Source organism: Paenibacillus favisporus (assembly GCF_040545415.1).
Taxonomy (GTDB): domain Bacteria; phylum Bacillota; class Bacilli; order Paenibacillales; family Paenibacillaceae; genus Paenibacillus_AQ; species Paenibacillus_AQ favisporus.
This window is the reverse complement of record NZ_JBEPLV010000006.1, coordinates 1-12553: the sequence shown is the minus strand read 5'-3', so window position 1 is coordinate 12553 and position 12553 is coordinate 1. Positions and strand designations below refer to the sequence as shown.

The 12553-nt window shown below is 53.5% G+C and carries 11 protein-coding genes and 1 rRNA gene; 8 read left to right on the top strand and 4 right to left on the bottom strand.

Going from position 1 to position 12553, the window contains the following annotated elements:
* Nucleotides 1-121: 121 nt before the first annotated feature.
* Together ABID47_RS23980 and ABID47_RS23975 are read left to right on the top strand one after the other, a co-directional pair.
* Nucleotides 122-829 carry a response regulator transcription factor gene (locus ABID47_RS23980; RefSeq protein WP_076176821.1) on the top strand — a complete coding sequence of 236 codons (708 nt, stop codon included), beginning with the start codon at nt 122-124 and terminating at the stop codon, nt 827-829.
* A gap of 6 nt (nt 830-835) precedes the next feature.
* The gene (locus ABID47_RS23975) at nt 836-2065 is read left to right on the top strand and encodes a sensor histidine kinase (protein ID WP_354500481.1); all 1230 of its coding nucleotides are present in this window, start codon (nt 836-838) and stop codon (nt 2063-2065) included.
* A 133-nt stretch (nt 2066-2198) separates the two neighbouring features.
* Here the strand turns inward: ABID47_RS23975 and ABID47_RS23970 are convergent, their stop codons facing one another.
* The gene (locus ABID47_RS23970; RefSeq protein ID WP_354500479.1) at nt 2199-3167 is read right to left on the bottom strand and encodes a hypothetical protein; all 969 of its coding nucleotides are present in this window, start codon (nt 3165-3167) and stop codon (nt 2199-2201) included.
* A gap of 82 nt (nt 3168-3249) precedes the next feature.
* On the opposite strand from ABID47_RS23970, the gene ABID47_RS23965 reads away from it, so the two are divergent.
* The 6 genes from ABID47_RS23965 to ABID47_RS23940 all read left to right on the top strand — a co-directional run bounded on the left by ABID47_RS23965 (nt 3250) and on the right by ABID47_RS23940 (nt 9429).
* A complete protein-coding gene (locus ABID47_RS23965; RefSeq protein ID WP_354500477.1) occupies nt 3250-4188 on the top strand; it encodes an NADP-dependent oxidoreductase in 939 nt (312 codons plus the stop codon).
* Nucleotides 4189-4566: 378 nt separating this feature from the next.
* A complete protein-coding gene (locus ABID47_RS23960) occupies nt 4567-5841 on the top strand; it encodes an ArnT family glycosyltransferase (protein ID WP_354500475.1) in 1275 nt (424 codons plus the stop codon).
* Nucleotides 5816-6568, top strand: a complete 753-nt coding sequence (locus ABID47_RS23955; RefSeq protein WP_354500473.1) for a glycosyltransferase family 2 protein — start codon at nt 5816-5818, stop codon at nt 6566-6568. The genes ABID47_RS23960 and ABID47_RS23955 overlap by 26 nt, the downstream gene beginning before the upstream one ends.
* On the top strand, nt 6558-7226 hold the full coding sequence (locus ABID47_RS23950) for a DUF2304 domain-containing protein (protein ID WP_354500471.1): 669 nt from the start codon (nt 6558-6560) through the stop codon (nt 7224-7226). Before ABID47_RS23955 ends, ABID47_RS23950 begins: the two co-directional genes overlap by 11 nt.
* 1 nt (nt 7227) lies before the next feature.
* Nucleotides 7228-7572, top strand: a complete 345-nt coding sequence (locus tag ABID47_RS23945; RefSeq protein ID WP_354500469.1) for an EamA family transporter — start codon at nt 7228-7230, stop codon at nt 7570-7572.
* Between the two features lie 51 nt (nt 7573-7623).
* Nucleotides 7624-9429, top strand: coding sequence for a copper amine oxidase N-terminal domain-containing protein (locus ABID47_RS23940; RefSeq protein ID WP_354500467.1), 1806 nt, complete (start codon nt 7624-7626; stop codon nt 9427-9429).
* Nucleotides 9430-9500: 71 nt separating this feature from the next.
* Here ABID47_RS23940 and ABID47_RS23935 read toward each other — a convergent pair whose 3' ends face one another.
* The 3 genes from ABID47_RS23935 to rrf form a co-directional block, all read right to left on the bottom strand.
* Nucleotides 9501-10754 carry an MFS transporter gene (locus tag ABID47_RS23935; protein ID WP_354500465.1) on the bottom strand — a complete coding sequence of 418 codons (1254 nt, stop codon included), beginning with the start codon at nt 10752-10754 and terminating at the stop codon, nt 9501-9503.
* 248 nt (nt 10755-11002) lie between these two features.
* A complete protein-coding gene (locus ABID47_RS23930; protein ID WP_354500463.1) occupies nt 11003-12100 on the bottom strand; it encodes a DUF3626 domain-containing protein in 1098 nt (365 codons plus the stop codon).
* A gap of 360 nt (nt 12101-12460) precedes the next feature.
* Nucleotides 12461-12553 (bottom strand): 5S ribosomal RNA (rrf, locus tag ABID47_RS23925); the annotation flags it as partial.

Here is a 12553-nt window from a genome sequence, read left to right as displayed (position 1 = left end):
GGCGGAATTTAAGTTAATGTTAAGAAATTCGTGACCATAATGTTAAGGGTTTCGGTTTATAATGCTATACATCAAGCATACTCCTAGTTTCCACAATATTCAAAGAGGTGTGAATGCCGTAATGTCCAGAGAAGCGATCCTGCTCGTCGATGACGAGAAAGAAATTATTGAACTGATTGAAATTTATTTAAAAAATGAAGGATACACCTTATATAAAGCATCTAACGGACTGGAGGCACTCGGAGCGCTGCAGAGCCATCCGATCGACCTCATCATCCTTGATGTGATGATGCCCCAAATGGACGGGATTCAAGCCTGCATGAAAATCCGGGAAAAGAACAACACCCCCATCATCATGCTGTCCGCGAAAAGCCAGGATATCGATAAAATTTCCGGCCTGAGCATCGGTGCCGACGATTACGTCACCAAGCCGTTCAATCCGCTGGAGCTGGTCGCCCGCGTCAAATCGCAGCTGCGCCGGTACAAGCTGTTAAATTACCGCGATACCACAGCCGAGGACGAAATCGTAATCGACGATTTGGTCATCAATACCGCCACCCATACGGTGACCGTCGGGGAGCAGGAAGTGAAGCTGACGCCTCGCGAGTTCGACATTTTGAAGCTGCTGGCCGTCAATCAGGGCATCGTGCTCAGCATGGACAAAATTTACGAAGAGGTCTGGAACGAGCCGTTCATGGAATCCAAAAACACGGTGATGGTCCATATCCGCAAGCTCCGCGAAAAAATCGAAAAGGATACTCAGCATCCGGCCTACATCAAGACCGTCTGGGGCATCGGCTACAAAATGAAATCGGCGAAGGAGGTGTAGAGCACCATGACCACCAAGGTATACATCGGCATCCGCTGGAAGTTCCTTGCCGTGTTTCTCGGCTGCACCGGGCTGACGCTGCTGTTCGTGCTGCTCGGCCGTTTGCTCGCCTCTTATATCATTGTGCGCCCGCCTTATAATGTGCCCCTGATTTGGGTGATCAACCATATCGGCTCCAGGCCGACGATCGGGGTGTTCGGTGTCGTCTTTTTCCTGTCCCTCTACGTGGCTTCCACCCGGCCTCTCGTTCGTTATGCTAAAGAGCTGGCCGGAATCCTGGAGGACATGGCCGGCGGCCGGCTCCAAGCTTCCGTCAGTGTGAAAGCTGCCGATGAGCTAGGAACGATTGCGGAAAACATGAACAGCCTGTCCGGGCAAATTCATACGTACCTGGAGGAAATCAGTTACGGGCTGGCGGAGATCGCCAAGGGACATTTCAATTACGAAATTCCGGTTCGGGAAAACCATGAGCTCGGCCGGATTGCCGACAGCATCAACCAGATGAGCGCTCAGCTGAACCGCTCCATTCAGGAGGAGCGTAACGCCGAGAAGACGAAAAACGACCTGATCACCGGCGTATCCCACGACCTTCGGACCCCGCTGACCTCCATTCTCGGATTTTTGGAAATCATCGATAAAGACCGTTATGCCGACGAAGTGGAGCTTCGCTATTACATGAATATCGCTTACGAAAAATCGCTCAGCCTCAAGAAGCTGATCGACGACCTGTTTGAGTATACGCGCATCAACAACGGCATGCCGCTGCACCTGCGCAAGCTGGATGTAACCGGATTGATCCGGCAGCTGGCCGAGGAGTTTGTGCCGAGCCTGGAGCAGGCGAACATGATTCTGCAGATTCACGCGCCGGAGCAGCCGGTCATCATTCAAGCCGACGGCGACCACCTCGTCCGGGCTTACGAAAATCTCATTTCCAATGCCATTAAGTACGGCACCAGCGGCAAGTATATCGACGTTTATATCGAAAAGGAAGAAGCCTTTGTCCGCATACGCGTCTGCAATTACGGGGAGCCCATCCCCAAGCGGGATCTACCATATATCTTCGAACGGTTCTATCGCGTAGAGCAATCGCGTTCCAAGGCGACCGGCGGTACCGGGCTCGGACTGGCCATCACCAAGAGCATCATTGACGTGCACGGCGGCGACATCTCCGTGGAGAGCTCGACGAACCAGACCGTGTTTGAGACCCGGCTTCCCGATCCGGCTGTGCCGGCATAACTGTGACTTACCCTACAATACAAATCGTAAAAAGCCGCACTCCATCTAAGGAGTGCGGCTGTCTGCTTTTCTTTTTTTTTGCTGCATGCGTCCGTTTCTTACGTTCCTCTGGATGAGTTCGCTTAATTTATGATCATTGAACCATGTATAACATGGAGCTGTAGTCGACAGAGCAACCTAAGTACGCAAACGTTTTGCGGGCCGGTTCGTCAACCGGCAGGAATACTCCAACCCTAGGATACATGCTTCTGCCGGCAGAAAGATAGATCTGCTTATAGCGGATTGGAACCAGATCTCCTGAGCTTTCCGTTCGCGCTAAGATGACTTTGGAGTGGTTGTAATCGTATTCCGGATTCCTTGCTATATTCCGGTACTCATCGGCACCGCCGTATTGGTTGAATTGTCGAATCAGCTTTTGATACCAGTCGTCGTGACGGGACAGCAGATGATTCCTCTTAAAAGCGTCCATGCCGAAGAAGGCATGCGATTCCCACTTTTCGAATGATTCCGCATCAAAGGTAGAACGGGAGCGTATGGACAGATCGGGATTAAAGTGAAAATCCACTAGAGTCATCCGGTCCTTAATAAATAAATTGCAGGGAATTTCAAACAGCCGCCGAAACGGCTCATTAAATTCCACGATCTCTAATGTAGAGGTTACAATCATCGCTGGAAAAGGTACGTTTCTCATCAATCGGCGTGCCTGTTCAAGCTCGTGCTCCAGGGATCGCCCCGCCATATCGGAGTGAATCGGCAGATATCCGGCCGCGGCGAGCAGCTCGTTACGTTCATCGGATGTGCATTCCAGGTATTCGGCAATACGAAGCATCGTTTGACGGTCCGGCAATCTGTGCGATCGTCCGACCAGCAAGTTTTTATATGTTGGACAGGCCTCGTCATTCAGCTCCTGCTGCGTGAATCGTTTTAAAGAAGGATGGGATCGGTCGGCAGCATATTGGCGTTGGCGTTTCATACGGAGCGTTTCGATTTCTCCCAATGCCGTTTTCAACAATTGATGTCGCAAGCTTTGATCTTCATGCACCATTCTCTCCCCCTCCTCCTTCAGGTGTAGTTCTACACTTGGGTTCCATGTTTGATTCAAGTATACTCGCCCTGTAAACCGATAAACAACCTCATTAAACGACGAAATGCTATCGTTAATACCGAATTGGAGGAGTATGGATATGAAGGCGATCGTCATGATCGATTACGGGACTCCCGATGTCCTGCAAGAACAAGAAATAGCCAAGCCGGAGTTAAAAGAAACGGAAGCGCTGGTGGAGGTGTTCGCAACCACGGTCAATTCTGGAGACCATCTCATTCTCTCAGGCGCGTTTCGGGACATCATTCCTCTCCGGTTTCCCCATATTCTCGGCATTGAAATCGCCGGCGTGGTAAGAGAAGTCGGAGCAAATGTGACGCATGTGAAACAAGGAGACCGAGTCATTGGGTTAGCTGCGACCGGCGGAGGTTACGCGGATTATGCGGTAGTGGAAGAAAAGGGGCTTACGGTTATCCCGTCCACGCTCTCTTTCGAAGAAACCGTTGCGCTCCCGGCCGTCGGGTTGACCGCATGGCAGGCGTTGTTTCCGTACGGACAATTGCAGCCGGGACAGCGTATTTTAATCCACGCGGGTGCAGGGGCTGTCGGCCACCTTGCCGTTCAACTGGCCAAACAACATGGAGCCTATGTGATCGCCACAGCCCGTGCCGAGAATCATGAATTTGTAAGGCAGCTGGGAGCTGATGAGGTCATTGATTACGCCACGACCGATTTTGGAGAAACCGTCCGTCCGGTAGATATCGTTCTTGATATGGTAAGAGACGGCGGAGATACCGAGCGGAAAAGCTACACGGTATTGAAGGAGGGGGGCAAGCTGCTCTCCCTCGTCTCCCCGGCCATCGACCGGAATCCGCGTACTCGTGGAATCGAAGCTCGTTTTGTCCGTGTCGAGCCGAATCGCAGCGATTGGTTATCCCTGATTCGCCAAGTTCAAGATCAACAGCTGAAGGTTCATATTGATCGAATTTTTCCTTTTAACGCCGAGGGCATTGCGGAAGCGCATCGCGCGAGCGGGACCGGCGGTAAGAAAGGTCAGTTGTTGATTGCAAGGGATCGGTAATCAAAGATCCTCTTGGGTTTTGATAGCCTTGATCCATCCGATCTTCGAATGAAAGTAAAGAGGAACTAAAGCAAGCCCAAAAGTCGCTCCCGCCGCCAGGCGGGAGTTTTTTCGTATTGGACTCTATTTTGCACACAGGATCATTCATCCCTTTCGAGTGAGCATAACCTTTTGGCGATCTTCTGGACCCCTTCGTAAGGGAAGACCAAGACGCAGCATTTTTTAACAGAAAAACTTAAGCGTTTGTTAAGCATTTGGGTAGGCTCCCGTTAAGAACTCTCCTGTAATCTTGGATTCAAGTTAAAAGGACAGCACGCATCGTCCGTGAGGAGAGCTGCTTGTCTCCCATGTCTGTCAAGGAAGGAGCACGAAATCCGTATGTACACCATCACTTCAAAATGGTTTGCCCCCAAAAAAACGCTGCTCATCACGATTTTCGTGCTGATCTTCGCGCTGGCTGCCTATGTGCGGCTGGACTTTCTGCTTTCGGTCACCCATAAAGTTTCGCATGACACGCTGAATTACGACATCATGGTCCGGCAGCTGCTCGAAAAAGGTATCTACGCTTACAAGGATACCCAGCCGAACGCCCAGGTCACGCCGGGGTATCCGTTGTTTATGGCGGCCATCTACAAGCTGGTCGATTACCAGCATCATGATCCGTTTCCCTATATCCGTTACATTCAGGTCTTGATCAGCCTTGTCACCCTGTGGCTCATTTACTCGGTCGCCCGAAAGCTCTCGGGCCGGACCGTTTCGATGATCGTGCTGCTCATCAGCAGCGTGTATCCGCCTTTTATTTGGAGCAACGGTGCGGTTCTGACCGAGACGCTGGCCTGCTTCTTCCTGATGCTGTATATCCGTCTGCAGCTTGAAGCCTTCGAGCGCAGAACACGAACCCTAGCTCTGCTGAGCGGGGCGGCGATGGGCCTGCTGGTGCTGACGCGTCCGGAGTTTTTAATCCTGATCGCGCCGGTGTACGGGCTGTATTGGCTCTGGAAAAAGGAATTCCGCCTCACGCTCAAGCTGCTGCTGTTCACCTGCATCGGAACAGGGATCGTCCTCGCTCCTTGGGTGATCCGCAACATGGTGACCCTGCACGAGGTCGTGATCGCCTCCACCCAGGTCAATCCGTTTGCCGCCGGCACCTATCCGGACAAAAATTACAACGACGGTCTGGTCGACCGGCATGGTAAAACGCAGATGGAAGTCGCCAAAGAGCGGCTGAAGATCGGTTTTACGCAGCACACATGGCAGTTCGTCAAATGGTACACCGTCGGCAAGCTCAAGTACATTTATTCGAATATGTATTTTGGCAGCGGCCACAGCCCGTTATACCGCGTGCTTCCGAGCCCGCTGGGCAGCCTGCTGCATGTGGCTCTTGTGTGGTTCTGTCCCGTGGCCCTGGCCGCATCGCTTCGGAAATGGAAGCAGCCATTAACGCTGATGACGCTGATTGTTGCGGTCATGACGGTTACCCGCCTGGCTTTCGTCCCTGAGTTCCGCTATAACTACACCGCCATGCCGCTGATCATCATGCTGGATGCGGCCGCGGGGATCGCCATCCTCCGCTGGGCATGGCAGAAATGGACCCGCTCTTCAAATTCACGGAAAGGAGCCGTTACTTATGCTGAATCGACCGGAAAGTCATAACAAGCCGCCCAAAGTGCTCGTGATCGTACCCGCCTATAACGAGGCGGAGGGGATCGGGCAGGTCATCCGCCGGCTCCGCGAAGACGCGCCTTACGCAGACGTGCTCGTCATCAACGACGGGTCGAGCGACACTACCAGCCGGGTTGCCCGGGCGGCCGGCGCCAATGTCATCGACCTGACCTGCAACTTGGGCATCGGTGGTGCGGTGCAGACTGGCTACCGCTACGCGGCGGAGCATCATTACGACTACGCCGTACAGATCGACGGCGACGGTCAGCACAATCCGTGCGATCTGCGCCGCCTCCTGTCCGCCCAGTTCGATACCGGCGCCGATATGGTGATTGGCTCCCGCTTTATTACCAAAGAGGGCTTTCAGTCGACTTTCGCCCGCAAAATGGGCATCGGTCTGCTGTCCGCCCTCGTGACCCGGCTCACCGGGCAGAACGTAACCGATCCGACCTCCGGCTACCGCCTGTGCGGACGGCGGGCCATCTCCCTGTTCGCACGCGAGTACCCGACCGACTATCCCGAGGTAGAGGCGCTGATGCTGCTCTACAACCGGGAGCTGTCCTTTACGGAAATTCCCGTCGTGATGAATGAGCGTCAGGGAGGCGTCTCCAGCATCTCGGCCATGAAATCCGTGTATTACATGTCCAAGGTCATCCTGTCGGTCCTGCTCATGAAAACCAAGAAAAAGAGAGCGTGGGAAAACCGCTATGAATCTTAATGTTTATATCATCAGCTTTTGCATCAGCCTTGCTTTTGCCGGCACGATTTTATACTTGATCCGCAAGCGCAGGCTGCGCGAGCAGTACGCCCTGCTCTGGCTTTTGATGAGCGTGATCATGATGGCGCTGTCCCTGTTTCCGTCCCTTTTGGACGAGGTGGCGCAGCGGATCCGCATTTATTATGCCCCGTCGCTGCTCTACCTGCTGAGTGTAGTCGCGGTGCTGTTCATCCTGCTGCATTTGACGATGGCGGTCTCCACACTCACGCACCGGGTCATCTTGCTTACCCAAACGCTGGGCTTGCAGGAACAACGCATTCAAAAGCTTGAAGCCCAGGCGGAGGAAGGCTCAGAGGGCTCTATGGGGCTTGCTGTCGGTCCTGCCTTTGGATCGCGCCCGGGACAGACATCCGACCCGCATTTTGGACAGTCATCCGGACCACATTTTGAGCAGACAACTAGACCGCATCCTGAGCAGTCATCTAGACCGCATTCTCAACAGCCCCCAGAAGCGCATACCCTGCAGCAATCCGGGATGCCGTCTGGTGAATTCTCCGGACCCCATTCCGTGGAACCCTGTCAGCGAGTTTCTGCGGCGGCTTCTTCCGAAGAGCAAATTGTTGTGCCGTCTTCTTCGAGCACGGAGGTGAACCGCTAGTATGGCTTACTTGATGCTGCTTCTCAATATGCTGCTCCTGGTCGCCGGTCAAATCGCCTGGAAAATCGGCCTGCAGCAGCAAGGTGGCATCCACCTTGGCAACCTATTGCAGGTATTATTTTCGCCGCTGATTCTGCTTGGTATCGCCCTTTATGCAATAGCCACGGGATTGTGGTTCGTCGTGCTGTCCCGGCTGCCGCTCAGCCTTGCTTACCCGCTGCAAAGCCTGGCTTACGCCGCCGGCATTTTCGCCGCGTGGTATTTCTTCGGGGAAAGCGTTCCGCTGAACCGCTGGATCGGGGCCGCGGTCATAGTACTGGGAGCGGTCATAATTGCCGCCAAATAAAGGCCCCTGTTTTATTATCAAATTTCAGAAAAGGAGTTCCATATCATTCCTATGAAAATACAAAAAACCGCCCTTCTGACTTCCGTTCTGCTTGCCGCCTACGGTGTGGTTCCGGCATCTGCCGCACCCGATCTGGAGCAAGAGCCTACGATCCCGCAGAAAGTGACTACGGCTCAAGCACCCGCAGCTCCTTCCGGAACGACGGTCATCTATTTAAACAGCAGCCGAATCCTAAATAGCGGCACCGAGTCCGCATTAAACCGTTCCACTGTCGTCAAAAAAGGAGTCACCTTTGTCAGCCTCCGCTCGCTTGCCGTCTCTTTGGGCTGTAAAGTGACTTACCAAGCATCTACGAAAGAGACCACCGTATCCCGAGAAGGTACCGAAGCCCGGTACCGCGTACATACCAAGGCATATCAAGTCAACGGGGAGACGAAAACGATGAAAGGCGAAGCGTACGAGGACCGCGGCGTGTTGATGGTTCCCCTTACTTCGCTGACGGCTGCTTTTCATCTCCCTTATGTGCTCCAGGGAAACCAAATTACGCTGTACCCTGGCGGCACCGGATCTTCGGGGACGGACAAGCCGGAAGATCCGCAAACGAACGAACCGCCGCAGGCCTATTTTACGACGGACAAAGACCAATACCGGATCGGCGAGCCGGTGACCCTGAGCGATCAAAGCACCGACGACGAAGACGCGATCACCAATCGCGAATGGGCGAACAACGAACCGGCCTTTTTCGAGCCGGGTACGGTGGAAATCAAGCTTAAGGTTACCGACAAGCACGGCCTGACATCCGAATACAGCAAAAAAATCGAAATCACCTCCGAGGTGATGTACAGCAAAGAAGAGTATGCCATGCGCTTCACTCCGGCAGGCGGCACATTCCAGGTCAGCGGCAAGTCGATCCTGTCCTACAAAGCGCTGCCCTACACCTACACGACGGAGCCGTATTTGCTGTTCCGGGCCAGCGGTCCGGAGACGGTCAACTCGGAAGGGATTCTGTATCAGGACATCCTGTCGGGACCGGCCCGGTTTCTGGTCCATCACAAAAACAACCTGGCCGCAAAGGCACGCTTCTACCTGATCGCCACCAATCCGAACGATACCGCGGCATCGATCCAGATCGAGAACGCGGGCGTGGCGGGGCCGACCCCGTATCCTGAGCTATCCGGCAGACTGGCTGGCGTCCGGTATTTGGACTCCACCTTGACCGGCAGCGAGCAGCGAAGCGTGCAGATCGGTCCCGGCGAGAGCGTGGCCCTCTTTCCCAAGCTGAACGCAACCGCGGCTGCTCCCGGCGATGTCATCACGATGAACGCCGATGTCACCAGCGATGCACCCGTCGAATACACCATGCTGATGGTCCAGGCCGATCATGACCCGATTGCGGTCATGCCGTCCCTGCCTGATTTAAATCCGATCGAGTCCATCGTCCGCGGCACCTTTGCGGATTCGACGCGAGTGTTCGAATACGACGGCACGGTCGGAACGGAAGCGGAGCGCCTGCCGCTCACCGACAACACCACTGATCCTTTTCAGCGGGGGATGGACGGGATGCAGGACAGCGTTGCCATCAATTCCGGCAATTACGGTGTTCTGTATAAAATCATTCTGAACCATGTTGCGCCGGACACGCTCATTGCCTTCAACCCGCGTGGCGGTAGGTACTTCGGCTCGGCGAGGGTGAACGACCGGGTTGTCGAGATCAAGCACGGCGACGGCTCCCAGGACAGCGCCACCGTGCTGTACCGGACGCAGGCCCGGGAGGAGAAGGTGGAACTCTGGCTGTCCCCGGCTGCCGGCAGCAACCTGCCATTTTCCCTGCTGTTTCTCCCGATATCGAAAAAATAAAGAAGACCCGCAAAGCGTTTGAGCGCTTTGCGGGTCTTTTCGGCGGATCAAACCGCAGCTCTAACCTCACATTACACATTTTTCTGGACACTCCCCGTATTCGGCGGTCCGCCTGAAGCTGCACTCACCCCAGCTTTTGTATCCGTTCGAATCCACCAAAAAGCGAGCACTCCCGCAGCTAACGCTGCATATGCCGCCAAGCGGAACCCGCCTGCGAGCCCCCATGCCGAACTGATCCAGCCTGCGATAAACGGGCCCATGAACATGCCGATCGCATAGACTGCCTGATAAAAACCCATTGCCGTTGCCCTTTTGGATGGCTCGATGTGGGCCACCGATTTGCCCAAAAGAAGCGGAAAGACAAGTCCTTGTGCCAGTCCATTAAATATTTGCGTTACGCACAGCCAGCCAAAACTCGATGCCGCCGGGATACAAAACGTAAAAACGGCCGTTCCCACATACCCCACGGTTAACACGGCCCTTGCCCCGAAACGGTTAACGAGGGTCCGTCCGGCAAACAGCGTAGCCGCCGCATGCGGCAGCATGAAAGACAGCGTCAGCCAGGCAAGGTCATTTTTGCTTGCGCCCAGGTCCAGCGCCTGATTCGGCGTATACCCAAACATCGTGATGAACAGAACGCAGTGCGCCAGGATCGACAGAAAAGAAACCCGAAACAGCGTCCGGTCACGCATAACGGGTGCCAAATCCTGAAGCGACATGGGGGTGCGTCCGGGATCCGGCTCTTTTTCCCGCAAAAATAAAGCAAGTACAAGGGCTATCACCGCAACGATGCCTCCAAGCCAAAACGGCAGCTGCCAGCTCCAACGCTCCACCAAATACCCGCTGACGAGCATGCTCGTCAATTGGGCGGCCACGGTGGTGAACTGCATCATGCTCATCGCCCGGGTTATCTCATGTTTCGGGAAAAAACCTGAAAACGCGACAGTGAACACCACCCAGGTCGACGCGGCGATCCCTGCCATGGCTCTTGCAGCCAGCGCCCAACCCAACTGTCCGAACGCAGCAAACATCAGCCCACTTACCGCACTGGCGGCCAGCCCCAGCCAAATAAATGGACGGCGCTTTTCCATAAAATCCGATAAAATACCGAGCGGCAGCCTGAACAAAATTTGCATCAAACCGTAGGAACCGAGAACGATGCCCAGATAGGTATAGGATGCCCCCAAATGCTCGATATAAGGCGACAAAATCGGAACATAAATATAAGACGAGAACCAGTACAAGAAAACAACAGAGATAAACAGCACGACCTGTCTCCTGGAGAAGGAGTCGTCCTTTGTTTGAGGTTGCTGTATCTCGTCCATAGTTTTCGATGCACCACGGGCAACGGATTCATAAGAATCCAGAGGTTCGGTGGAACCCATTTTTTCATGTCGCTTGGATTCCTGCTTTTGAATGTTCAACCCGTCACCGTCCTTTCGTTCTTAAAAGTTTTTCCAGGGGAGTTTTTTCGAGTATTAAAAGTCTGGAAAACAAAGAAAGTCATCAAATGGATAGAAAGCAATATAAGTCTGATCCTTTTATATGTTCACCGATTCGATAATGCGTAACATTACGTAACACCATGATCAGGAGTACCAAATCGGACAAGGACATGCCATAATTGCTTAATATGCTGTAACGTTTCATCGTATGATCCCCAGTCCTGCCACTCCTCGGGGTGATTGTGCAGCGATGCCGCTGCCAAGCCTAATACTGCCGCGTCAATCCGCCCCCTATCGTTCCCGAACCTTTGGTCGATCCTGAGTGCAAGCGGCTGCATCGCAGGCCCCCGAAAATCGCCCGGTACCGATCCAACCTCTAACTGAAAACCCGCATGCCAACCAAGCCGTAAATCATATTTATAGCAGGTCTCTTCCAATAGGTTCCCCGTTGGCGTGCCTTTGAACGAGGGATCAGCAATCAGGGCCTCCGCGTCATTCGCCAAATCCACCACAGCATGAACCTGTGCTTCAATGTAGTCATCGAGTGACCTTCCTAAGGCCTCGGGTATAAACTCGCTGGATCTGGAGTTTAGCGATTGAAGCAGCTCCACCAACAGCCCTACGTTAATGTGATCCGAACCGAGCACCTCCTGTGTGCTGACAGCCGCCTCAAACAGAGGAGCCAACAATGGAGAAAAAATGTCGATCGTTCCTTTTCGCTCCGGCCCCGTAAAGCTATCCCCAAACGTAAAGGTGCAGCGCTCTGAAACATGCGGGCGAAGAACCAGGTGGCACGAGCCAAACCGCGGTGACGCACCGTCCGCATAATTCATCAGGTTAAGCCCACCATACTTCGGCCGTTCTTCGTTGGTTACTCCGGGCGCCTGGTACGATTTTCCAAATAAATGCTCTTCCCAGCGGTCACGATCACCACCGGCAAATGCCGTTCGGCTCCCGTTGGAGATCGAGGTCTCAAACTGTCCTCGGTACACCCCATCCTGAAGCAGTCCCTCAACCACCGAACGGCCGGTAGCCAGCAGACGATCGGGATGAAAATTGAGCGTAACCCGAGCAAAACGGCGAATATGATCAATAAGCAAGTCAACATCAATAGCGCTAAGTCCTTCTGCAGCCAAAATCCGGTCAATTACGCTGCGGGAAAGGCACTGCACATCCAAAGCATCCGTACGTACATACTGTACAGCTCGAGCTTGTGCTTCGGTCAAGCTTACTCCTCCTTTATCGATCCCGGGGCAATCATACGAAGAGCCCTTGGCATGAACTTACAAACTTATGTACATGTGAATAACATTTAGACAAAAGTCAACTTAACATCACCACATGAATCATTTATGCCATAAAGCACACTTCAATTGTGAGTACTGGGGATGAAACTGTGAATTATGGGAATATAATTTATGATTATAATCCAAATTGGGCGGGGATGGTTCTCTTTTTTGTGCATAACCTTTGGAAAATCGACCAGGGAATATGTATTTGTGGATGAACGGACAAAACGGATGTGTTGTCCACATTGGGGATAAGAAATAAAAAACCACTGTCGATGTTATCAACAGTGGTCCTTCGCTTGGCAACGTCCTACTCTCCCAGGACCCTTCGGTCCAAGTACCATCGGCGCTGGAGGGCTTAACGGTCGTGTTCGGGATGGGTACGCGTGG

Excerpts from the sequence above, each read along its gene's own strand:
- ABID47_RS23980 (WP_076176821.1), top strand. The coding sequence starts at position 122 with ATGTCCAGAGAAGCGATCCTGCTCGTCGATGACGAGAAAGAAATTATT.
- ABID47_RS23975 (WP_354500481.1), top strand. The coding sequence starts at position 836 with ATGACCACCAAGGTATACATCGGCATCCGCTGGAAGTTCCTTGCCGTG.
- ABID47_RS23965 (WP_354500477.1), top strand. The coding sequence starts at position 3,250 with ATGAAGGCGATCGTCATGATCGATTACGGGACTCCCGATGTCCTGCAA.
- ABID47_RS23960 (WP_354500475.1), top strand. The coding sequence starts at position 4,567 with ATGTACACCATCACTTCAAAATGGTTTGCCCCCAAAAAAACGCTGCTC.
- ABID47_RS23955 (WP_354500473.1), top strand. The coding sequence starts at position 5,816 with ATGCTGAATCGACCGGAAAGTCATAACAAGCCGCCCAAAGTGCTCGTG.
- ABID47_RS23950 (WP_354500471.1), top strand. The coding sequence starts at position 6,558 with ATGAATCTTAATGTTTATATCATCAGCTTTTGCATCAGCCTTGCTTTT.
- ABID47_RS23945 (WP_354500469.1), top strand. The coding sequence starts at position 7,228 with ATGGCTTACTTGATGCTGCTTCTCAATATGCTGCTCCTGGTCGCCGGT.
- ABID47_RS23940 (WP_354500467.1), top strand. The coding sequence starts at position 7,624 with ATGAAAATACAAAAAACCGCCCTTCTGACTTCCGTTCTGCTTGCCGCC.
- ABID47_RS23935 (WP_354500465.1), bottom strand. The coding sequence starts at position 10,754 with ATGGACGAGATACAGCAACCTCAAACAAAGGACGACTCCTTCTCCAGG.